General features: G+C 49.9%; 22 protein-coding genes. 6 read left to right on the top strand and 16 right to left on the bottom strand.

Going from position 1 to position 23,520, the window contains the following annotated elements; translation table 11 throughout:
* Window positions 1-32: 32 nt before the first annotated feature.
* The 4 genes from gutM to mutS all read left to right on the top strand — a co-directional run bounded on the left by gutM (window position 33) and on the right by mutS (window position 4,901).
* Complete coding sequence (gutM, locus tag MNO13_RS04700; RefSeq protein WP_064543935.1) at window positions 33-392, top strand: transcriptional regulator GutM; 360 nt, start codon at window positions 33-35, stop codon at window positions 390-392.
* Between the two features lie 68 nt (window positions 393-460).
* Window positions 461-1,234 (top strand): glucitol operon DNA-binding transcriptional repressor SrlR, encoded by a 774-nt coding sequence (gene srlR / locus MNO13_RS04695; protein ID WP_064543934.1) that lies wholly within the window; start codon window positions 461-463, stop codon window positions 1,232-1,234.
* The gene (gene gutQ / locus MNO13_RS04690; protein ID WP_133522882.1) at window positions 1,227-2,192 is read left to right on the top strand and encodes an arabinose-5-phosphate isomerase GutQ; all 966 of its coding nucleotides are present in this window, start codon (window positions 1,227-1,229) and stop codon (window positions 2,190-2,192) included. Before srlR ends, gutQ begins: the two co-directional genes overlap by 8 nt.
* Window positions 2,193-2,339: 147 nt before the next feature.
* Window positions 2,340-4,901 (top strand): DNA mismatch repair protein MutS, encoded by a 2,562-nt coding sequence (mutS, locus tag MNO13_RS04685; protein ID WP_241939587.1) that lies wholly within the window; start codon window positions 2,340-2,342, stop codon window positions 4,899-4,901.
* Between the two features lie 156 nt (window positions 4,902-5,057).
* Here mutS and rpoS read toward each other — a convergent pair whose 3' ends face one another.
* The 4 genes from rpoS to surE form a co-directional block, all read right to left on the bottom strand.
* Window positions 5,058-6,050, bottom strand: a complete 993-nt coding sequence (rpoS, locus tag MNO13_RS04680) for an RNA polymerase sigma factor RpoS (protein ID WP_064543919.1) — start codon at window positions 6,048-6,050, stop codon at window positions 5,058-5,060.
* A gap of 180 nt (window positions 6,051-6,230) precedes the next feature.
* On the bottom strand, window positions 6,231-7,361 hold the full coding sequence (gene nlpD / locus MNO13_RS04675) for a murein hydrolase activator NlpD (RefSeq protein WP_232886947.1): 1,131 nt from the start codon (window positions 7,359-7,361) through the stop codon (window positions 6,231-6,233).
* A 202-nt stretch (window positions 7,362-7,563) separates the two neighbouring features.
* Window positions 7,564-8,190, bottom strand: a complete 627-nt coding sequence (locus tag MNO13_RS04670; RefSeq protein WP_064543915.1) for a protein-L-isoaspartate(D-aspartate) O-methyltransferase — start codon at window positions 8,188-8,190, stop codon at window positions 7,564-7,566.
* Window positions 8,184-8,945: a 5'/3'-nucleotidase SurE gene (gene surE / locus MNO13_RS04665; RefSeq protein ID WP_064543913.1), complete on the bottom strand. Its 762-nt coding sequence runs from the start codon at window positions 8,943-8,945 to the stop codon at window positions 8,184-8,186. Before surE ends, MNO13_RS04670 begins: the two co-directional genes overlap by 7 nt.
* A 763-nt stretch (window positions 8,946-9,708) precedes the next feature.
* Between surE and MNO13_RS04660 the strand changes: the two genes are divergently transcribed.
* Window positions 9,709-10,602, top strand: coding sequence for a LysR family transcriptional regulator (locus MNO13_RS04660; protein WP_121815019.1), 894 nt, complete (start codon window positions 9,709-9,711; stop codon window positions 10,600-10,602).
* 39 nt (window positions 10,603-10,641) lie between these two features.
* On the opposite strand, the gene MNO13_RS04655 is transcribed toward MNO13_RS04660, so the two are convergent.
* The 12 genes from MNO13_RS04655 to cysD all read right to left on the bottom strand — a co-directional run bounded on the left by MNO13_RS04655 (window position 10,642) and on the right by cysD (window position 22,208).
* On the bottom strand, window positions 10,642-11,676 hold the full coding sequence (locus MNO13_RS04655) for a fimbrial protein (protein ID WP_232886984.1): 1,035 nt from the start codon (window positions 11,674-11,676) through the stop codon (window positions 10,642-10,644).
* A gap of 35 nt (window positions 11,677-11,711) precedes the next feature.
* A complete protein-coding gene (locus MNO13_RS04650) occupies window positions 11,712-14,225 on the bottom strand; it encodes a fimbria/pilus outer membrane usher protein (RefSeq protein WP_121815017.1) in 2,514 nt (837 codons plus the stop codon).
* Between the two features lie 41 nt (window positions 14,226-14,266).
* Window positions 14,267-14,959, bottom strand: coding sequence for a fimbrial biogenesis chaperone (locus MNO13_RS04645; protein WP_232886948.1), 693 nt, complete (start codon window positions 14,957-14,959; stop codon window positions 14,267-14,269).
* A 50-nt stretch (window positions 14,960-15,009) separates the two neighbouring features.
* Window positions 15,010-15,528, bottom strand: a complete 519-nt coding sequence (locus MNO13_RS04640) for a fimbrial protein (protein WP_241939586.1) — start codon at window positions 15,526-15,528, stop codon at window positions 15,010-15,012.
* Between the two features lie 553 nt (window positions 15,529-16,081).
* The gene (gene truD / locus MNO13_RS04635; protein ID WP_241940042.1) at window positions 16,082-17,131 is read right to left on the bottom strand and encodes a tRNA pseudouridine(13) synthase TruD; all 1,050 of its coding nucleotides are present in this window, start codon (window positions 17,129-17,131) and stop codon (window positions 16,082-16,084) included.
* Complete coding sequence (gene ispF / locus MNO13_RS04630; RefSeq protein ID WP_064543903.1) at window positions 17,128-17,607, bottom strand: 2-C-methyl-D-erythritol 2,4-cyclodiphosphate synthase; 480 nt, start codon at window positions 17,605-17,607, stop codon at window positions 17,128-17,130. Before ispF ends, truD begins: the two co-directional genes overlap by 4 nt.
* Entirely contained in the window at window positions 17,607-18,317 is a 711-nt protein-coding gene (ispD, locus tag MNO13_RS04625) for a 2-C-methyl-D-erythritol 4-phosphate cytidylyltransferase (protein ID WP_064543901.1), read from the bottom strand. The genes ispF and ispD overlap by 1 nt, the downstream gene beginning before the upstream one ends.
* A 17-nt stretch (window positions 18,318-18,334) precedes the next feature.
* Entirely contained in the window at window positions 18,335-18,652 is a 318-nt protein-coding gene (ftsB, locus tag MNO13_RS04620) for a cell division protein FtsB (RefSeq protein WP_064543899.1), read from the bottom strand.
* Window positions 18,653-18,874: 222 nt separating this feature from the next.
* A complete protein-coding gene (locus MNO13_RS04615) occupies window positions 18,875-19,204 on the bottom strand; it encodes a DUF3561 family protein (RefSeq protein WP_064543923.1) in 330 nt (109 codons plus the stop codon).
* Between the two features lie 51 nt (window positions 19,205-19,255).
* A complete protein-coding gene (gene cysC, locus MNO13_RS04610; protein WP_064543897.1) occupies window positions 19,256-19,861 on the bottom strand; it encodes an adenylyl-sulfate kinase in 606 nt (201 codons plus the stop codon).
* Window positions 19,861-21,288 (bottom strand): sulfate adenylyltransferase subunit CysN, encoded by a 1,428-nt coding sequence (gene cysN / locus MNO13_RS04605; RefSeq protein WP_064543894.1) that lies wholly within the window; start codon window positions 21,286-21,288, stop codon window positions 19,861-19,863. Before cysN ends, cysC begins: the two co-directional genes overlap by 1 nt.
* Window positions 21,289-21,299: 11 nt before the next feature.
* On the bottom strand, window positions 21,300-22,208 hold the full coding sequence (cysD, locus tag MNO13_RS04600) for a sulfate adenylyltransferase subunit CysD (RefSeq protein WP_241939585.1): 909 nt from the start codon (window positions 22,206-22,208) through the stop codon (window positions 21,300-21,302).
* 268 nt (window positions 22,209-22,476) lie between these two features.
* Between cysD and MNO13_RS04595 the strand changes: the two genes are divergently transcribed.
* On the top strand, window positions 22,477-23,517 hold the full coding sequence (locus MNO13_RS04595; RefSeq protein ID WP_064543891.1) for an aminopeptidase: 1,041 nt from the start codon (window positions 22,477-22,479) through the stop codon (window positions 23,515-23,517).
* Window positions 23,518-23,520 lie beyond the last annotated feature (3 nt).

The raw sequence follows: 23,520 nt of genomic DNA, 5'->3' as shown, positions 1-23,520 counted from the left end.
CGCGCTATTCACCTCCCTAACGAGAGAAATCTATGATTAACGCACTCATCGCAATCGCTGTAATCGCCTGGCTGAGCCAACTGGTTTTGGGTGGCTGGCAAATACGCCATTTCAATCGTGCATTCGACCAGTTATGCCAGAAAGGAGCCGTAGGTATCGGGCGTTCTGGCGGGCGTTTTAAGCCTCGGGTGGTCATTGCACTGGCATTCGATGAACAACAAAACATCTGTGACAGTTTGATGATGAAAGGCATCACTATTTTTGCCAGACCCTTACCGTTGTCACAACTACATGGGATAAATCGAAAGGAATTGCAACCTGATGTGATCTTCCCCCATGATCAAAACTGTCAGAATGCTCTATCATTAGCGATTAAAGTGAAACATGGATAATTTCGTTTCGAACGCTTATTGCTTGCGAAATTATCAAACTAAAATTTAGCGCAAGGTAATAAGAGCTTATGAAACCACGCCATCGGCAGGCCGCAATCCTGGAGTATCTGCAAAAACAAGGGAAAAGTTCCGTTGACGATCTCGCTCAATATTTTGCCACCACCGGTACCACGATCCGTAAAGATCTGGTGCTGCTGGAAAACGCAGGCACGGTTATCCGTACCTATGGCGGCGTAGTACTGAACAAGGACGAACCGGATCCCCCCATTGACCACAAGACCTTAATCAACACCCATAAAAAACAACAAATCGCGGATGTGGCAGTAACATTCATCCATGATGGTGATTCGATTATTCTTGATGCCGGCAGCACGGTGCTGCAAATGGTTCCGTTATTACAGCGCTTTAATAACATCACCGTCATGACCAACAGCCTGCATATTGTTAATGCGCTTTCAGAACTGGATAACGAGCAAACTATCCTGATGCCTGGCGGCACCTTCCGCAAAAAATCAGCCTCTTTCCATGGCCAACTGGCCGAAACCGCTTTTGAACAATTCAGCTTCGATAAACTTTTTATGGGCACCGATGGCATCGATCTGAATGCCGGTGTTACCACATTTAATGAGGTTTACACCGTCAGTAAAGCGATGTGCAACGCAGCGCGTCAGGTGATTTTAATGGCTGACTCCTCAAAATTTGGTCGCAAAAGCCCGAACATTGTTTGTGGGCTGGACAGTGTCCACACCATTATTACCGACAGCGGCATCAGCGAGGAGTTTTTGACGGCTTTGCAGGAAAAGGGAATCAACGTGATTATCACAGAGGAAAAACATGACTGAACGAATGATACTCATCGCGCGAGAAACACTGGAGTTAGAACTGTACGAAGCCAGCCGTTTATCTGACAGACTGGGCGAACAATTTGTTAACGCAGCTCGTGCGGTGCTTGCCTGCGAAGGTAAAGTGATTGTCTCAGGTATGGGTAAATCCGGGCATATTGGTAAAAAAATAGCCGCCACGCTTGCCAGCACCGGTACTCCCGCTTTCTTCGTTCATCCTGCTGAAGCTCTTCATGGCGATTTAGGGATGATCGAGAGCCGCGATATCATGCTGTTTATCTCCTATTCTGGCACCGCCAAAGAACTGGACTTAATCATCCCGCGCCTCCAGGAAAAAGCTGTCACCTTAATTGCTATAACAGGTAAATCAGACTCTCCACTCGCCAAAGCTGCACTTGCAATACTCGACATCTCCGTTGAACGCGAAGCCTGCCCTATGCGCCTCGCCCCAACGTCAAGCGCGGTTAATACACTAATGATGGGTGATGCACTTGCCATGGCGGTCATGCAGGAACGCGGTTTTAATGAAGAAGATTTCGCCCGCTCTCACCCTGCGGGGGCTTTAGGGGCACGCTTGTTAAACCGGGTACATCACCTGATGCGCACTGGAAAACAGCTCCCGGTCATCGCTGACATCGCAACGGTCATGGACGCCTTACTCGAACTGAGCCGCACCGGTCTTGGCCTGGTATGCGTGACCAACACACATCAACAGGTTGTGGGGGTATTCACCGATGGCGATCTACGCCGTTGGCTGGTGGGCGGCGGTCAACTTGAAGCTGTCATTTGCGATGCAATGACCACTCACTGCTCCGTACTACAGACTGAAACACGTGCAACTGAAGCTAAAGAAATGCTCATGAAAAAACGCATTAGCGCGGCACCCGTAGTCGATGAAAACGGTCAACTGGTCGGCGCGATTAACCTGCACGATTTCCACCAGGCTGGGATTTTATAAATACGAGTTTTCGATCCGCCTCGTAACCTTTTCGATAAGATGTTAACCCCCACCCCCATTGTGATACGCTTTGCCCCATTCTCGATCCTGGATATGACACTCAGGATCGTTTCTTCATTTTATCGTGAAGTTGGTTAATAAAATCAAATGACTACTACGGAAAACCTCGACAGCCACACCCCGATGATGCAGCAGTACCTGCGCCTGAAAGCGCAGCATCCTGAGATCCTGTTGTTCTATCGCATGGGTGACTTTTACGAGCTTTTTTATGACGATGCGAAACGTGCATCGCAACTGCTCGACATTTCCCTGACTAAGCGTGGAGCATCCGCTGGGGAACCGATTCCAATGGCTGGCGTGCCACATCACGCCATTGAAAACTATTTAGCGAAACTGGTGAATCTTGGCGAATCTGCAGCTATCTGTGAGCAGATTGGCGACCCCGCCACCAGCAAAGGGCCAGTTGAGCGCAAAGTTGTGCGCATCGTTACGCCAGGCACCATCAGCGATGAAGCGTTGCTGCAGGAACGTCAGGACAACCTGCTGGCGGCCATCTGGCAAGAGGGCAAAGGTTTTGGCTACGCCACACTCGACATTAGCTCGGGCCGTTTTCGTCTGTCTGAGCCAGAAGATATCGAAACCATGGCGGCAGAGCTGCAACGTACCAATCCTGCTGAGCTGCTGTATGCCGAAGATTTTGCCGAGACACGCTTAATTGAAGGCCGTCGCGGTCTGCGCCGTCGCCCGCTGTGGGAATTTGAGATTTCCACCGCTCGCCAGCAGTTGAATATGCAGTTTGGTACGCGAGACCTGACGGGCTTTGGTGTCGAAAATGCTCATCATGCGTTGTGTGCTGCCGGTTGCTTACTGCAATACGTTAAAGATACGCAGCGCACTTCTTTGCCGCATATTCGCTCTGTCACCATGGATCGCCAGCAAGACAGCATTATTATGGATGCGGCAACGCGCCGTAACCTGGAGATAACCCAGAACCTGGCTGGCGGCTTTGAAAATACGCTGGCTTCAGTGCTGGACTGCACCGTCACGGCGATGGGCAGCCGCATGCTGAAACGCTGGTTGCATATGCCGATCCGCAACGTCGATGTGCTGCAAAAACGCCAGCAAACCATTGCCGCGCTGCAAGACCGTACTGCGGAAATCCAACCGGTGTTGCGCCAGGTGGGCGATCTGGAACGTATTCTGGCGCGTCTGGCTTTACGCACCGCACGCCCGCGCGATTTAGCGCGTATGCGCCACGCATTCCAACAGTTACCAGAGCTGCGCGAAATGCTGGCGGATGTGCCAACAGATTACGTACAAACGCTGCGCGAAAATATGGGTGAATTCACCGAGCTTCGCGAGCTACTAGAGCACGCCGTAGTAGAAGCACCGCCGGTACTGGTGCGTGACGGCGGCGTTATTGCGCCAGGTTATAACGAAGAGTTAGACGAATGGCGCGCGCTGGCAGACGGTGCCACGGATTATCTCGATAAACTTGAGATCCGTGAACGTGAAAAACTTGGTCTGGATACGCTGAAAGTGGGCTTCAACGGCGTACATGGTTATTACATCCAGATCAGCCGCAGCCAGAGCCATCACGCACCTATTCACTATGTTCGCCGCCAGACGCTGAAAAACGCTGAACGCTATATCATTCCTGAGCTGAAAGAGTACGAAGACAAAGTGCTGACCTCAAAAGGGAAAGCGCTGGCGCTGGAAAAACAGCTCTACGATCAACTGTTCGATGCCCTGTTACCGCACCTCGAAGCGTTGCAGCAAAGTGCGACAGCACTCGCGGAACTGGACGTGCTGGTGAACCTCGCGGAACGTGCTTACAGCCTGAATTACACCTGCCCGCAATTGACAGATAAACCGGGTATTAAAGTCGTTGGCGGGCGTCATCCGGTGGTTGAGCAAGTGCTTAGCGAGCCGTTTATCGCCAACCCATTAAGCCTGGCGCCACAACGGCGGATGCTGATTATCACTGGCCCGAACATGGGCGGTAAAAGTACCTACATGCGCCAGTCTGCATTGATTGTGTTGCTGGCTTACATCGGTAGTTTTGTTCCGGCGCAGCAGGCGGAAATCGGCCCAATCGACCGTATTTTCACCCGTGTGGGTGCGGCAGATGACCTGGCTTCCGGGCGTTCGACCTTCATGGTGGAGATGACCGAAACGGCCAATATTCTGCATAACGCCACCGAACACAGCCTGGTATTGATGGATGAAATTGGTCGTGGGACTTCCACTTACGATGGTTTATCGCTCGCCTGGGCGTGTGCCGAAAGCCTGGCAAATCGCATCAAAGCGCTGACGCTATTCGCAACACACTATTTTGAGCTGACGACCCTGCCAGAAAAAATGGAAGGTGTGGCGAACGTGCATTTGGATGCCATCGAACACGGTGACACCATCGCATTTATGCACAGTGTGCAAGATGGTGCGGCGAGCAAAAGTTACGGCCTGGCCGTAGCGGCGTTGGCTGGTGTGCCAAAAGAGGTAATTAAGCGTGCCCGTCAGAAACTGCGCGAGCTTGAGACAATTTCTAACAATACGGCAGCCACGCAGGTTGATGGCACGCAGATGTCGTTGCTGTCTGTTGCCGAGGAAACCTCGCCTGCGGTAGAAGCGCTGGAAGCCTTAGACCCCGATTCGCTATCGCCACGCCAGGCGCTGGAGTGGATTTATCGTTTGAAGAGTCTGGTGTAGTTTCCACCATCGGGTCGCCCTCATCCCGCCCTTCTCCCCCAGGAGAAGGAGAAAACCATGTTCCCAGGGTGAGGGTATTCAGGAATGCAGTCATAAAAAAAGCGGTGACCAGGGTCACCGCTTTTTTATTTGAACAGTCGATTATTCGCGGAACATTTATTCGCGGAACAATGCTTCGATATTCAGCCCTTGAGTCTGCAAAATTTCACGCAGACGGCGTAGACCTTCAACCTGAATCTGACGAACACGTTCACGAGTCAGGCCGATTTCACGACCCACATCTTCCAGTGTTGCAGCTTCATAGCCTAAAAGACCAAAACGACGAGCCAATACTTCACGCTGCTTAGCGTTCAGTTCAAACAACCACTTCACGATGCTCTGTTTCATATCATCGTCTTGGGTGGTGTCTTCCGGGCCGTTGTCTTTCTCGTCAGCCAGAATATCCAGCAGCGCTTTTTCAGAATCGCCACCCAACGGGGTGTCTACTGAAGTAATGCGCTCGTTGAGACGCAGCATACGGCTAACATCATCAACCGGTTTATCCAGTTGCTCAGCAATCTCTTCCGCACTTGGCTCATGGTCGAGCTTATGGGAAAGTTCACGAGCGGTACGCAGATAAACGTTCAGTTCTTTCACGATATGAATCGGCAAACGAATCGTACGGGTTTGGTTCATGATTGCCCGTTCGATGGTCTGACGAATCCACCATGTTGCATACGTTGAAAAACGGAACCCACGTTCTGGGTCAAACTTCTCAACGGCACGAATCAGCCCCAGATTCCCCTCTTCAATCAAGTCCAGCAGAGCCAGACCACGATTGCTATAACGGCGGGCAATCTTAACCACCAAACGCAAGTTACTTTCAATCATGCGGCGGCGGGAAGCGACGTCACCACGCAGAGCGCGGCGGGCAAAATACACTTCTTCTTCGGCTGTCAATAATGGGGAATAACCAATCTCCCCAAGATAAAGCTGAGTTGCGTCAAGCACACGCTGAGTGGCGCCCTGTGACAATAACTCCTCTTCGGCTATGTCGTTATCACTGGGTTCCTCTTCTACGAGGGCTTTTTCGTCAAAGACCTCAACTCCATTCTCATCATATTCCGCGTCTTCATTTAACTCGTTAACTTTCAGCGTATTCTGACTCATAAGGTGGCTCCTACCCGTGATCCCTGGGTAAAGCACCTTGCACTTCGTCTTTTAAGCGCTATCTGCGTTGGCTGCCTTCATTCACCCCAGTCACTTACTTAAGTAAGCTCCCAGGGATTCACTCAGTTGCCGCCTTGATATCACTTAAACGACTTTGTGCATGTAAAGTGCTTTACCGGCTTATCGCTGCGGCAAGTAACGCAGCGGGTTGACGGATTTCCCCTTGTAACGAATTTCAAAATGTAAACGTGTTGAACTGGTTCCGGTGCTACCCATGGTAGCTATCTTCTGCCCCGCCTTGATTTCTTCTTGTTCCCGGACCAGCATTGTATCGTTATGGGCGTAGGCACTCAGGTAATCATCATTATGTTTGATGATGATTAGATTACCGTAACCACGCAGCGCGTTACCGGCATACACCACTCGCCCGGAAGCGGTAGCAATAACAGCCTGGCCTTTGCTGCCTGCGATATCGATCCCTTTATTGCCACCTTCGTTAGCAGAAAAGTTCTCAATAACCTTGCCTTCAGTCGGCCAGCGCCAGGTCGAAATTGGCGCGCTATCGGACGTGCTGCTGGCAGTCGGTACAGTAGTCGTAGAGCTAACCACAGGTGCCGTAACCGGTGCTGTGACAGTTGTCGCAGTCCCTGTATTATTCGGCAACATTTTGTTAGCACTTTGTTCACCTGAATCCTCAGAATACGTAATTACCGGTTTAGAAGCAACCACTACGGCGGTTTTTTGCGCAGCGGTAGGGGTGATGCCCTGCGCGCTGGCATCGGCCGCAGTCACAGCGTTTCCACCCGTAATTGGTGCACCGGATGCGTTACCAATCTGCAGGGTCTGACCCACGTTCAAGCCGTACGGCTCGGGGATATTGTTGCGTTGGGCTAAGTCACGGAAGTCGTTCCCGGTGATCCACGCAATATAGAAAAGAGTGTCGCCGCGTTTAACGGTGTAAGTGCTACCGCCGTTATAGCTCCCTTTCGGAATAGCGCCATATTTGCGGTTATAAACAATGCGGCCATTTTCAGTTTGTACTGGCTCGGAAGCGACCGGCTGCGTTTGCACCGGCTGAATCGCAGGCTGCTGAGCGACAGGCTGAATTTGTTGGCTCTGGGTTTGGGTAGACATTTTCGGTGGCTGAGTCACCAGCATGCCGCCAGAAGAACTGCTGCTGGTATTGCCGTTACCGCCCACCGAACTAATCGGTGCCTGAGTGTTATTGCTGGTACATCCTGCTAACCACAGGCTCACCAGCGACAAGGCCGCAATACGGCGTAAAGTAAAAGTTGGGCTTCCCGCGCTCATTTATCCCCCAAAAAAACAATCATATGCTAATGAAAATACGGCAGAACTGGTGCTAATACCCATCATCCTTCAAGCTGCAGGGGTGTTGGCTGCAGACGCTCACCTGCAACTCGAATGCTAATGGTTATACAGCCAGATGCTAAAATTTCGCTGCGCGTAACGTTACGCCAATACCTTTAGAAAAAAACAAGATAGTTCCAGGTTATGCCAATTCACCCTTAACTAAGGGGACAAAACGCACGGCTTCTACCGTATCAATGACAAATTCCCCACTCAGTCGACGAACGCGCTTCAGATACTGCCGATCTTCGCCTACCGGGAGGACTAAAATTCCACCTTCGTCCAGCTGCGACAACAGCGCGCTGGGGATTTCCGGTGGTGCAGCCGTAACAATAATAGCGTCAAATGGGCTGCGTGCATGCCAGCCCAGCCAGCCGTCACCGTGACGGGTGGAGATATTGTGCAGATCGAGTTGCTTTAAACGTCGCCTTGCGTGCCATTGCAGGCCCTTGATGCGCTCAACTGAACAAACATGATGCACCAGGTGAGCCAGAATCGCGGTTTGATAACCCGAACCGGTACCGATTTCCAGCACTCGCGATTCCGGAGTCAGCTCCAGCAACTCGGTCATTCTGGCAACCATATAAGGTTGTGAGATAGTTTGGCCGGAACCAATGGGCAAGGCGGTGTTTTCCCAGGCTTTGTGCTCAAACGCTTCATCGACAAATTTTTCCCGCGGTACCTGCGCAATCGCCTCCAGAACTTTTTCGTCCTTGATGCCTTGAGTACGCAGTTGTGCGAGAAGTGCTTCTACGCGTTTGCTTACCATTGCTCGTCCACTCCTGATTTACTCAACCAGTGGCTAACGACCTCACGTGCGCTATGAGCAGTAAGGTCAACATGCAATGGGGTGACCGAAACATAACCTTCATCGACAGCGGCAAAATCGGTATCTGGGCCTGCGTCAAATTTATCGCCCGGCGGTCCAATCCAGTACAGCGTATTGCCGCGCGGATCTTCTTGCGGAATAACTTTATCTGACGGATGGCGGCTACCGCAGCGCGTGACACGAATGCCCTTGATTTGATCAAGCGGCAAATCAGGCACATTGATATTTAAGATACGCCCGGTACGCAGCGGTTCACGCGATAAAGCACGCAAAATCGAGCAAGTGACAGCGGCTGCAGTTTCATAATGCTCATGGCCATTTAATGAAACAGCCAGCGCTGGAATGCCTAAGTGCCGCCCTTCCATCGCCGCCGCAACGGTGCCGGAATAGATGACGTCATCACCCAGATTCGGCCCGGCGTTAATTCCAGAAACCACGACATCAGGTGCCGGACGCATCAAGGCGTTGACACCAAGATAGACGCAGTCTGTCGGCGTGCCCATCTGTACCGAAATATCGCCGTTGGCGAGAGTGAAAGTACGCAATGAAGATTCGAGCGTCAGTGAGTTTGAAGCCCCACTGCGATTACGGTCAGGGGCAACAACCTGCACATCAGCAAATTCCCTTAGTCGGGCCGCCAGAACTTGAATCCCCGGCGCATTGACCCCGTCATCGTTACTCAAAAGTATTCTCATATTGGATTTACAAAGCTTCTTTTTATATGAAAAAGATAAAACCACACGTTGGTTCCCGGCATAACAACTCTGTGCGTTCTGTTAACCTTCAAAATCGCCCCAACCTGTTGTTTTATCCCATTCTGTTGATTTTAGTGCACCCGTAATGAAATTGTTGCTGATTTTGTAACATTCACCACAAAGTCCTGTCCAGGGGACACTATACAATTCAATGTTGACTAAATCACCCTTTCTGGCCCAAGGAATGTGCCGAAAACAACGCCTTAGTGGCCTTTACGGAGCACTGCTGAAGGTGATTTCCCCCGTAAAGTTCGAAGTGTAGCCAGCTTCAACCGGAGTAGACCCCACTTAAAATAGCCAAAATGTTATTTATTTTAATTTTAGAATCATTTTCGAAAGACAAATTCTTCGTATGAAGTTGCAAATACGTTATATCCCACACCACCCCGACAGGATATTATACTAATTTTAAATGGCATTTAGATTAATCAACCAATAGTTAATTGATTATGTAAGCACAACAAACATTAAAAACAAAAACCATTGTTAATCAAATAATTAAAGTAGTTAAAAGTATCAAAAAACATTCATGCTCTCACGGCTAACTGTAGCTATAAATTTTTAGTTAGCAGGTATCACGTGTATACTTTGGTTCTTATTGGGAATTTTTTTAATATTATCACTCTTAACAAACAGTGAATTATTTTATGCTTCTATTTAATGTCTCTGGAATTGCAAAAATTAAGATAATGAAGGCTAATACATGCACACCTTGAACATGGGAACCATCTCAATATTCCTGATGGTCATGGACACTCGTAGCGTAACTAATGCTGCGGCACTATTAGAAACTTCTATTCCATCAGTCAGTCGCGCCATCAATAAAATGCGTGAAACATTTAACAACCCTTTATTTATCAGGACCAAAAATGGGCTTGAACCCACATCTTTAGCCTTGACTATCGCATCAAACTTAACGCGGGCGGTAGAACATGTCGAACTCGCGATTAAAGTATCAAAACCTTATGCCAAAAAACTTAATGACCGTGCATCATTACGCCTGTCGTTATCTCCGGTATTAGAGTTTTATGTCACCTCGACATTGCAGAAGAATGGCCGGTGCTTAGAACAATTTGAATTAACCTGTGAAACACATGATGGCGATTTGCTCAGAGATATTAATCAATTACGATCACGCCGCATTGATTTAAGCCTGACACCACAAAGGCATTCAGACAGTTCAATTGTCAACGAGCCGTTATTTGATATTACACCAAGAGTGATTTGTAGAACTGGGCACCCGCGTATAAAACCGGGGTTCACGATGGAAGAACTCAGAAATGAAGAGTATCTTTCTTATAATCTGTGGCCGTCATTAATTGAAGATAATGTTTTATTGGGTGTGTATAAGCCACCGATTTACTCAAGTAATTCAATGTTGAACTTATTAGTGATGACGACAACATCTGATTATATTTTGCTGTGTGCCGAGCAATTTGCCGCAGGATTTGCCCAGTTTGCTGATGTTCAGATACTGCCACTACCCAATGAAAAACCGACCGGCACTATTTATGCTCATTATCATAAAAATCGCAGCAACGACATCAACATCACCACGTTAATTAATCAACTCAAACAAGATATTACCCATTCATAAAATAAAAAAGCCAGGGGGAATAACCACCTGGCTTTTTTATTACTTCAAATTAATATTTAACGAAGCGGTAGCACTAAATGGCCCACGCTGTGGACGTTTGCCAGTGGTATTGACTGGCCAGGCATAAAGCGTGGTGGAACCTTGCTGAGTCTGTGATGAAAATGTAACCGGTATTTTCGTGACGCGCGAAATAAAAGGCTGCAGATTTTGATCGCCAACCATCACACCAATATCGGGGTTATCAGTAGCCACCGCATTGGGTAAACTTGTTGCTGGCACCGCTTCCATAGTTAATTCCAACGCAACCCTATCGGCAATATTAGTACATTGGTAATTGACGATTATCTGCCTTTTAGTAAAACCGTCCGGCGCCTTGCCTTTAGTCAAAATATCTTTCGCCGCAATTTGTCCGAATGGAACTTCGATGGCTTTTCCGTCATTGATTCGGCAACTCTGCGGCACCGTAACATCACCGCTCACATAGACACTGGCAATCGGCATTCCCGAAAATGAGCTGCTATCTGTTGCGGCAAACAGATCAATAATTTTTACTTTTGGGATAGTAACGTGGCCAATAAAAGGCCGAATAAACATCAGGCTAATTTTCCCCTGCGCCCCAGTCCCAAATTGAATCCGGTTAGCGTTAGTTTGCGTCGTCGGGCAAAGAGTAGTCTGCGGATAATTGTTATCCATCGTGAAAGGCACATTATAAAATTGCTTGCGGTTACCGGCGATATACACCTGCGTAGCAACGCCAAGGTATCCGTCACCTTTATCATTCGGGATCACATACCAGTGTTTATTGGGATCTGGCGTCGCAATGGTTGAAGGGACCGGGCGTGATAAAGAGCTCACAGCGCGATAATGGACCTTCCTCACGGTTCGGGTATCCTGGCAAGCACAACGGCCATAATAGAGATTATTTGGCGAATTCCAGTTTTGCTGATACGCGGTCTTACTGATGACGTTTTGGTCCGGGTCAGTAATATTTTTAACGTAATTAAAATTGAATTCCTGTGTCGCGCCAATAGATTGACACGCAGCCGCCCAAACGTGTGGAGCAAGGGTCATCATCAGCAAGCCAATCAGCCCCAGAAAGACTCGTTTCATTAGGTACCTCCAGAACATTGCGCATCACCAGAAAGGATGTGCGTTTGATTTTTACCCGGCGATGCAAGGCGATATGGCGCGTGGCATTCGTTGACCCGCCCTTTCCCCCACACCACATGCAAATTGCCGCTATCCGCCAGGCCACTGAGGAACACCACGCCGTTATCGCCGACGATGCCGGTTTCATCCGTGCCTTCCAGCGTCACTGTTGCGCCAAATGGCACCACGCCCTTGCCGATGTGTATGGTCATTAAGGCGCGCTGACCCAAATGGGTTTTGTAACGCATCACCACCATTGCCCCTTTGGTGGGCACAACATCGCGGTGAATCGCGTCTATATCTGCATTGCCGGCCAGTTTGTGGGTATCAAGGTTGATGTCGTTGTAATGCCATGGCGTTAAGTAAGGGATGACGGCATAACCGCGTGAATCGGTGTAGACGTTCTGGCTGCTGGTTATTTCGAGATTTTCCACACCAGGTGCTTCAATCAGGCCGAAGGTTTCGCCGAGCGTGTGAGCAAGCGTGATCCCATGGCGATGCACTACCACTGCGCCATTCATGCCGTAGTTAATGCGCTGGGTGTCGTCGCCATAGCTGTAACCCAACGCCAGGTCGCTATAAGGTGCCAGCCACGCTAATTGCGCGTTACCACCATTTTGTTGCTGGCGGTTGCCGTAGGTTTGTTGCACTGAATACTGTAATTGATCGTTTTCCAGCAGCGTACCGTTCACGCCAACCTGATGCTGCGTGGTGCCGTGGGTATTAGTGGCGACGCTGTATTGCGCCCACGCTTTAGGCAGCAACTTTTCCAGTGGGATCTGGATATCAAAAGCAATCTGGCGATCGTTATCGCTATGGTAATCATCATGTACCCAGGACAGAGCAATACCGAAGTTTGCCCATTGCGTCGTGGCACGCACGCCCGCACTCAGCGATTGCTGTGCCTCGGTGGAACCCCAAAAATCATCCTTCGTCCCGGCAAGGTAAAAATTACTGTGGTCGCTTAATGACTGGCTGATATTAATCTGCATCCGACTGCGTTTGTTTCCCTGCCAGTCCTGCACCTGCCCTTCACGATCCGCCGCTTCCTCGAAGGTGTAATAACCTTTGGTTGAATAACGGTAACCCGCCAGAGTCACGGCGGTATTCGTCGCTTCAAACTCTTTGGAATACTGGAAGCGCCACGACTGGCCTTGTGCATCGGGCGAATCGGTGAAACGCGACTTAGCGTGGCTCATATCCACGGCAATAGAACCCAGAATACCTAAGCCAATCCCCGAGCCGAATATCGCAGAGAAATAGTTTGCCGCAGCAATCACCCCGCCGTAGAGCGTTACATAGTTGGATAAACCGTAGGTCAGCGTGCCCTGGCTAAACAGCGGATCGCTGGAGGCGCTATTACTGCGATAACGCCCCGTTGACCAAGTGTATTTCATGCTCCCTTCACGCTGCATATTGGGTATCGAAGCAAAAGACTGCACAAAGTGGCGCTCGCTGCCATCGGCTTCGGTGATCGTCACATCCAAATCGCCACCCGACGCGGTGGGATAAAGGTCAGTTATCTGGAAAGGGCCAGCCGGAACAAAGTTCTGATAAATGACATAGCCATTTTGGCGAATGGTGACTTTGGCATTGGAGTTAGCGATACCGTGGATAACCGGCGCAAAGCCGCGCAGGCTATCAGGGCGCATCCCTTCTTCCGTCGCCAGTTGCACGCCGGTGTATTGCACACTGTCAAAAATATCCCCCGGCGTATAGGTCTGGCCCATTGTCAGAGACACACCGCCCAACGCTGGGAAAAAGCGCTGCAAATAGCTGTTCATCGACGACCATTTCTCGCCTCCCTGGCCATAGCTGAAACTGCTGTAATTACGCAGACGCCACGCACCAAGGTTCACTCCCGATTGCAGATTCAGGTAGCCGTTATTGCTATTCTCACCATGCTTGCTTTTATTTTGCGAGGCCGACCAGGCATAGTTGGTAAATAACACCGCCTCACCGTCATCCCATTGTGCAGGGTCGATAAAGTCATGCGCTTTGCTATCAATATTTTCCTGGGGAATACTCAGTTTCAGCGTCTGGCTGGTAAAGGCAAACGTACTGCTGGCTTGTGGAATCATTTCTGCCAGCGAAGATATCGCTTTATCTAAAGGTGCCGCGGCTAACTGTTCTGTGGAATGGAGATTAACGCCCCACTTCTTCAGTTGAGCTGGCGTTAACACCGGAACCAGTTTTTTATCATCCCCGGTCACAAACTCAATATTCTCATCAGCGACTTTATCGCTATTCACCATAATGTGAACACGATAATTTCCCGGTAGTTGCGCCCCTTGTTCTTCAAACAGAGAAATATCAACAGTCGGTTTTTCCGGTGAGTCTAATTCCAGTAATGCCGGATTAAACCAGGCCTTCGCATTTGCCCCTTGGGGAATTACAGCCAGGAGTGCAGCGAATGGCACAACCCAGTGCAATGCCGAAAAATAAGCACGGTGAAATATGCGGAAATAACGCATGATTTTATATTTCCTGGCTGATAAAGGAAAAATTCAGTTTCTTAAAGCGTGGTGCTGCCGGGATCGCTGGCACCGCCATAATCATTGATTAACTTCCAGCTCAGCTGGTTTCCGGACATTCCCGCCAGCGATAAATTAACCGAACTGTGCGGTGCTACCCATTCGGCATTTTTAATCGGTTTTCCGCCCAGCGTTAACTGGTTAAAAATGGCGTACCAGGGAGAGTTATTGACCACTGTCAGCGTATTTCCACTGCGGCTAAACGTCAGCTTTTCCGCAAAATCTTTAGGTGGATTACCCAGCCCTTCTGGGCGATAGAACAGTTTCATGCGGGTTTTGATAGCAATTTGTAGTTTGTTTGTGATTTCGCTATCGGTTTCAGGAATAGAACGCACGTTGACCCAAAACAGCGACTCCCGGTCGCCAGGCAAAGGGTTTCCGGAGTAGATAATACGCAGCTGGTTTTCTTCACCACCGTCGATACGAAATAAAGGCGGCGTAATCACAAAAGGGGCTTTAACCTTTTCATCACCGGTATCAACCCATGACTGAATTAAATAAGCTCCTGCATCTTTGGTTGCTTCAACTTTTAATTCAGCTTCTTTATTTTCAGCATGATAAACAACACGCGTGGCACCGACGATAATTCCGGCGTGAGAGATTAATGGAAATAAAACAATGACTGCCAGCATGGCAAACCATGCCATAGCACGATATTTAACAAAAACTAACATAGCTGCCCCAACTGTATCAGTCAGGCATCCTTGCCCGTTAACGCATAAACTTAGTTATAAATGATGGTGAACTGCGAAGTGGCAACCACGCTGCCGGCTGTCACAGCCGAATTGGTCGCTACATAACTCGCCTGATATTTCAGTTTATTTTTACCCGCAGCTAATTTGAAATCGGTTGACGGTGCATACATGGCAATTTTCTGCCCGGTATCAGAATCAATTTCAATAGCGACACCGCTCGCAACACTGGTCGAATCAATAGCTAATAAAGTTTTATCAACTGAATCTGCGGTACCACTAAAACGGATGTTGGCATTAGTGTCAGGGCAATTATCCAGGTCAATGGTAAAAGGGACAGAAGATGATTTTGCAGCCACGGTAGCTAAACTGGTTTTTGCCACTTTACCCAGAGCAACAGGAATGATTTTCCCGGCACCATTAGTCACGTTACAAGCCGTTTCCGTAATTTCACCGGTAAAGTGAACGGAACCGTCTGCAGCATTTGCCACAGAAACCATCCCGCCCAGAGCCAGTGCGGCTACCACTAACTTTAATTTAAAACACTTCATACAAACCCCTCTTTTTTACATGACGAACATCCCTTTCCCGATAGTTAAATCGCATAAAGAGATGGTTATAAATATAAAAATGACTGCCAACTGAATGAATAAAAAACCACCCAGAGAATATGGACAGCGACTATAGGAGTCATAAAGTTAAATTGCAATCCAGCTGGGCAAGCCAGAGAGATCGTTTTCGGTCACATATCGTGGAAAATAAAACAAATAACAAACAACCATTAAGAACAATTAAATCAACTACATAAGATTATCATTGCATTCCATAAAACAAAATAAATGTCTATTTTTACGCATTATTGAACAAGCAAAGAATAAAACCATCGCAAAGTGAAAATAACAATTTCACTTTTAGTAAAAAGGTATCAAAGGCGAATTAATGGCAGTTTTAATGCGAGTATAGTTTTTAATACACATTACAGAGCAATAATCAGTGCCGAGATAATACTGCCATATAATGTTAGCAGGATAACGATGAGTGCGAAGAAAATAAAAAGGGGAATGAATATTCATTCCCCTGAGGTTGAGATGACAACAAAACCCGTTATTCAGCAATGTCGGCGTAGTGACTCGCCACGTTCATCAATTCGCGTACTACGCTTGTGGCAAAACTGCCAGCAGGCAGCCAGAAATTCAGCTCAACGGTGATGTCATCCCACCAGTTCCAGTTGAGATCTTTCGGCATCAGCAGCATGGCACGTCGCGCCGCTTCAACACGCTCGCGCACCAGCAGCGCCTGCAAATCAGTTTCTTCGGCTACACACTGTTGTTCAAACTCCAGAGCCGCATTTTGCGTGCCCCAGCCACCGTCGCCCGGTAACGGCGCAGTTATCAGCAGCTCACCGTCATCAACGCGGCTTTGCAATGCAGGCAGTTCTTCCGGCGTGGCAACAAACCAACTGCCGCGACCTGCCAGTTGCAGCGCATCACCGTCGATAACCTGGTTAAAATCAGGCTTCTTCAGGCGCTCGCTGACAATCTGGTTAAACATGGCGCTACGGGCTGCGGACAGATAAAAACTGCGCTTATTACGGTCACGTATTGGCGCGTTGCTTTGCGCCCAACGTAAAGCCTGATGCAGGTTATTGCCCGCAATGCCAAAACGCTGGCTGCCAAAGTAGTTAGGCACACCACGATGAAGAATGGCATTCAGGCGTTGTTCCAGCTCCGCACGGTCGCTAATGTCGCGCAGCACCAGAGTGAAACTGTTTCCCTTCAACGCCCCCAGACGCAATTTACGGCGGTGACGGGCATATTCCAGCACCTGGCAACCTTCAAGTTCAAACTCGCGCATGTCCGGCATTTCTTTGCCTGGCAGACGCACGCAAAACCATTGTTCAGTCACCGCATGTTTGTCTTTCTGACCGGCAAAACTGACTTCACGAGCGTGCACTTTCAAAAACTTAGCCAGTGCATCAGCCACGAAGCGGGTATTGCAGCCATTTTTCAGGATGCGTAACAGCAGATGTTCACCGTCGCCATCCGGGCCGAAACCTAAGTCTTCAATAACCACGAAGTCTTCTGGATTGGCTTTGATTAACCCTGTGCCTTGCGGTTTACCGTGCAGCCAGGTCAGATTCTGCATATCCATTATTTACGTGCCTTATGTAGCAAAGCGACCGCTTCGCAAGCAATGCCTTCACCCCGGCCAGTAAAACCGAGTTTTTCAGTGGTGGTCGCCTTGACGTTGACGTCATCCATATGACAGCCCAAATCTTCGGCAATAAATACGCGCATCTGCGGGATGTGCGGAGCCATTTTCGGCGCCTGGGCAATAATCGTCACATCGACGTTACCGAGCGTGTAGCCCTTCGCCTGGATACGGCGCCAGGCTTCACGCAGCAATTCGCGGCTGTCTGCGCCTTTAAACGCCGGATCGGTATCCGGGAATAATTTACCAATATCCCCCAGCGCAGCAGCCCCCAGCAGAGCATCGGTTAATGCGTGCAATGCGACATCGCCATCAGAGTGTGCGAGCAGCCCCTGTTCGAACGGTACGCGCACGCCACCGATGATAATTGGGCCAACGCCTCCAAAGGCGTGTACATCAAAACCATGTCCAATACGCATTATTCTTGCTCCGTTTGGGTTAACCGCGTGAGGTAAAACTCCGCCAGCGCCAGGTCTTCAGGACGAGTCACTTTTATATTATCGGCGCGGGCGCTAATTAATTCGGGATGGAAGCCACAATATTCAAGCGCTGAGGCTTCATCAGTAATTGAGGCGTGTTCATCGAGCGCACGTTGCAAGCAGCTGCGCAATAATTCCAGAGGGAAAAGCTGGGGCGTTAAGGCGTGCCACAGGTCTTCGCGATCCACCGTATGGGCAATCAGGTTTTTACCCGGCTCGCCGCGTTTCATGGTGTCGCGCACCGGTGCGGCCAGAATGCCGCCAATTTTGCTGGTTTCAGTAATCGCCAGTAAACGGGCCAAATCATCCTGATGTAAACAAGGACGCGCTGCGTCGTGCACCAAAACCCATTGCGCGTCTTGCACCACGTTTAACCCGGCAAGAACCGAATCAGCACGCTGCGCTCCGCCGTTTATGACGGTCACATGGGGATGGGTAGCAAGAGGCAAAGAGGTAAACCAGCGGTCGGTAGGGCTGATAGCGATCACGACATGTGCCACGCGTGGATGGGCCATCAGGCTTGCCACCGCATGTTCCAGAATAGTTTTATCGCCGATTTTTAGATATTGCTTAGGACATTCCGTTTGCATGCGGCTGCCGATACCTGCTGCCGGCACCACGGCAATTACGTCCGGGGAGGAGTCTGCCATGTAGATTCACTTACGCGTTATTGTCGATTGTTCTGCCCTGCAGAATTGCCCAGGCGCTTAGAGCTATCGGGTACCAGACGGAAGAAGGTTTCACCTGGTTTGGTCATGCTTAACTCGTTACGTGCGCGCTCTTCGATGGCTTCCTGCCCGCCATTAAGATCGTCGATTTCAGCAAACAGCTGATCGTTACGCGCTTTGAGTTTGGCATTCGTCGCCTGCTGTGCGGCTACGTCGTCACTCACGCGGGTGTAATCATGTACGCCGTTTTTTCCAAACCACAGCGAATACTGCAGCCAGACCAACAAGGCCAGCAATAGTAGCGTTAGTTTACCCATCCAGCCCCCTGAAAAACGGCACAATCATCGCACAAAATTTTATCTGGCTGCGCTCTGGGTACAAAGCGAGCCTTCGTATTTGCGGCAGAATTTATCACAGATTGCGCCGACATGCGCGTTTGCAGGTGAGTTAGCGGCCTTGCAGTCATAAAAAGTTTATACCCGTTAGCATTCGAATTGCAGCCAACACCCCTGCAGCTTGAAGGATGACGGGTATATGCGTTAACCCATCAGCCACAGGAAAAGCATGCCAAACATCAGCCCCACCGCCAGCACGGTTACAATGCAGCTAAAGATCAAGCGGCCATGCAACAGAGAATGCAAAGCAATCCCTACCACCACGGCAACAGGCAATAATGCGAGGAAGAAAGGCCAGGTATACAGAAAGAAAAACAGGGTATTAGGGCCATAAATCAAGAAGGGCAAACCCAATGCCAGCAACCACGACAAAAAGCCGATGAACGCCCCAGCCAATGACCAGGTCGTTTCTTCGGTACTGGGGCTAGCTTCAGCCGATGTAGATGTCATAGCCAGGTTGGTGCTATTGCGCATAACGAATCCGTAAACCATGCAAACCAGGCGCATGATGTGCCTGGAAATGTCTTAGGATTTGATAATAACGTCACGGCGCAACAGGTCTAATAATTGCGCAATCAAATTTGTTACCAATTGTTCGCCGTCTAAGTATATTTCCGGGTTCACTGGCGCTTCGTAAACCGAGTCAATTCCAGTGAAATTCCGTAACTCTCCGGCACGGGCTTTTTTGTACAAACCCTTTGGGTCACGCGCTTCACAGACAGAAAGTGGTGTATCAACAAACACTTCGATAAACCGCCCTTCACCGACACGGTCACGAACCATCTGGCGTTCTGCACGATGCGGAGAGATAAATGCCGTCAGCACCACCAGTCCCGCATCCACCATTAGGTTGGCAACTTCGCCGACACGACGGATATTTTCTTTACGATCTGCATCGCTAAAACCGAGGTCACTGCACAAACCGTGGCGCACATTGTCGCCATCCAGTAAGTAGGTGCTCACACCAAGCTGGTGCAACGCTTCTTCAAGCGCCCCCGCGATGGTGGATTTACCCGAGCCAGACAGCCCGGTAAACCACAGCACCGCACCGCGATGCTGATGAAGTTTTTCACGTTGCGCAACCGTCACCGGATGCGCATGCCAGACGACGTTTTCGTCGTGCTCAGCCATTATTTGCCTCCCAGCAAATCACGTGCGCCCCAGTGCGGGAAATGACGGCGCACCAGCGCGTTCAGTTCCAGCTCAAAAGCGCTGAAGGCTGACGGCTCCTGATACACATCTTGTTGCGGTTCACGCACCATTCCGGCACCGACTGTCACGTTGCTCAGTCGGTCGATGAAAATCAGCCCGCCCGTGACCGGGTTATCCTGGTATTTGTCCAGCACCAGAGGTTCGTCGAACGTTAAATCAACGAGGCCAATTCCATTGAGCGGCAGGCTTTCGACGACGCGCTGCGTCAGGCTGTTAATTTCAACCTGATAATGGATGTTGTCGACGCGAGCGCGGGTTTTCTTGCCTGCGACTTTAATGTCGTAGCTTTGGCCGGGGACCAGCGCTTGTTCTGCCATCCACACCACGTCGACTTTCGCGGTTTGCACCGCAGGCTGCGCATCGCTGGCATCAACCAGCAAATCACCGCGGCTGATGTCGATTTCATCTTTCAGCACTAAAGTGATGGCTTCGCCCGCAGCAGCTTGTTGCAAATCCCCATCAAAAGTCACAATTCGGGCAATGGAAGATTCAACACCCGACGGCAGAACCTTCACACGCTGCCCGACGTTCACCACGCCGGATGCCAGCGTTCCTGCATAACCACGGAAATCCAGATTCGGGCGATTCACATACTGAACCGGGAAACGCATCGGCTGTTGTTCAACCACACGCTTCACTTCGACGGTTTCCAGAAGTTCCAGCAGCGTTGGGCCGGAATACCACGGCATGCTGTTGCTTTGCGTCGCCACGTTATCGCCTTCCAGCGCCGATAACGGCACAAAGCGAATATCCAGATCTGCCGGAAGTTGCTCGGCAAAGGTCAGGTAATCTTGTTTGATCTGCTCGAAAGTCTCTTCGCTGTAATTCACCAGATCCATTTTGTTGACCGCCACCACCAAATGTTTGATCCCCAAAAGTGTGGAGATAAAACTGTGGCGGCGCGTTTGATCCAGCACGCTTTTACGCGCATCGATCAATAAGATCGCCAGATCGCAGGTTGATGCACCGGTCGCCATATTACGGGTGTACTGCTCATGCCCAGGGGTATCAGCAATAATAAATTTACGTTTTTCGGTCGAGAAATAACGGTAGGCCACATCAATGGTAATGCCCTGCTCGCGTTCGGCTTGTAAGCCGTCCACCAGCAAAGCCAGATCCAGTTTTTCACCCTGCGTACCGTGGCGTTTGCTGTCGGTATGCAGCGATGAAAGCTGATCTTCATAAATTTGGCGCGTGTCATGCAGCAGGCGGCCAATCAGGGTACTTTTGCCGTCATCGACGCTGCCGCAGGTCAAAAAGCGCAGCAGGCTTTTGTGTTGTTGCGCATGCAGGTAGGCTTCTACGCCGCCTTCATCAGCAATTTGTTGTGCAATAGTGGTGTTCATCTGGCGGCTCCTTAGAAATAACCCTGGCGTTTTTTAAGCTCCATGGAGCCTGCCTGGTCGCGGTCAATTGCCCGCCCTTGACGTTCACTGGTGGTCGAAACCAGCATCTCTTCGATGATTTCCGGCAGCGTCTGCGCCTCGGATTCAACGGCTCCGGTTAGCGGCCAGCAGCCCAGGGTACGGAAGCGCACCATTTTCTGCTCAATCACTTCACCTGGCTGCAAATCGATGCGGTCGTCATCCACCATCAGCAGCATGCCATCGCGCTCAAGAACCGGGCGCGGTGCTGCCAGATACAGCGGCACGATTTCGATATTTTCCAGGAAGATGTACTGCCAGATATCCAGTTCGGTCCAGTTGGAAAGCGGGAACACACGAATGCTTTCGCCTTTATTAATCTGGCCGTTGTAGTTGTGCCACAGTTCAGGGCGCTGGTTTTTTGGGTCCCAGCGATGGAAGCGGTCACGGAATGAATAGATACGTTCTTTAGCGCGTGATTTTTCTTCGTCACGACGAGCGCCACCAAAGGCGGCATCAAAACCGTATTTGCTCAGCGCCTGCTTCAGGCCCTCGGTTTTCATGATGTCAGTATGTTTGGCGCTGCCATGCACGAAGGGGTTGATGCCCATCGCCAACCCTTCCGGGTTTTTATGCACCAACAACTCAAAACCGTAATTCTTCGCGGTACGGTCACGGAAATCGTACATTTCGCGGAATTTCCAGCCGGTGTCGACATGCAGCAGCGGGAACGGAAGTGTGCCTGGATAAAAGGCTTTACGGGCCAAATGCAACATCACCGATGAGTCTTTACCGATGGAATACATCATTACCGGATTGGAAAATTCGGCGGCAACCTCACGGATGATATGGATGCTTTCTGCCTCCAGTTGCCGTAAGTGTGTGAGTCGTTTTTGGTCCATAACCTTCCCTTAACCGAGGTTTAGTACGGTGGGTCATGGCCCGCCGTTTTAAATTCATGCAGGGACTATACGGCTGAGGTTGATTTGTTATGAAATTACTAATTGGAATGACTAGTTCCACAAAAGAATAACGAGATGCAAAAGCAAATGACAAAATGTGCTTAACCCTCGAATTATCCTGGGTTTCGGAACGATAGAAATTGTGTAGTCTCCATCACAGTTTCATACTATGCAGGCAAAAAACTTTCCGGTTTAAAAGGGACTCACTATGTTTTCCGCATTGCGCCAAACGCTTACCAGCCTGGCGTTAGGAATTTGCTGTACCTTGCCTGCGTTTGCCAACGCAACCACGATGGGCAACATTGCCGACCAACAAACGCGCCACATCGCGACCGTTTTCCCAGGCCGAATGACAGGCAGCCCGGCGGAAATGATGGCCGCGGATTACCTTAATCAACAATTTAGCCAGCTTGGCTACCAAAGCGATATTCGCCGCTTCAACACCCGTTACCTTTACACCAGCAAAGACGGTCATCAGAACTGGCATAACGTCAGCGCAAGCTCGGTGATCGCCGCTCGTGAAGGTATTGAACCGCAGCAAATCATCATCATGGCGCATCTCGATACTTTTTCGCCGCTCAATGACAACGACGTGAATAACAACCTTGGCGGTTTAACGCTACAAGGCGTGGATGATAATGCTTCAGGCCTGGGCGTGATGCTGGAGCTTGCCACCCGCCTGAAAGATATACCAACACGCTACGGCATCCGTTTTATCGCCACCAGCGGTGAAGAACTTGGTTCGTTGGGCGCGGAAGATATCCTGAAACGCATGAGTGCCAGCGACAAGAAAAACACCCTGCTGGTGATTAATCTCGATAGTCTGATTGTCGGCGACAAGCTCTATTTCAACAGCGGTAAATCGACGCCGACCGCCGTCACTAAAATGACACGCGACCGCGCATTAGCTTTGGCACGGCAGTTAAATATTAAGGCCACGACCAATCCTGGGCTTAATGCCCATTATCCAAAAGGCACTGCCTGCTGTAACGATGCTGAAGTGTTTGATAAAGCTGGGATCCCGGTGCTTTCAGTGGAAGCCACCAACTGGTCGCTGGGTAAGAAAGATGGCTATCAGCAACGCGTAAAAAGCAAAGCGTTCCCCGATGGAACCAGTTGGCATAATGCCTTAATTGATAACCAGCAATATCTGGATAAGTGGCTACCGCAGCGCATTGAAAAACGCAGCCGTGACGTAGTGCGCGTGATGTTGCCATTGGTGAAGGAGCTGGCTAAGGCGAAGCATTAATTC

It is taken from the genome of Buttiauxella ferragutiae (assembly GCF_022637515.1).
Lineage (GTDB): Bacteria > Pseudomonadota > Gammaproteobacteria > Enterobacterales > Enterobacteriaceae > Buttiauxella > Buttiauxella ferragutiae.
The sequence above is the reverse complement of the archived record's forward strand: the minus strand, read 5'-3'. Positions and strand labels throughout refer to the sequence as shown.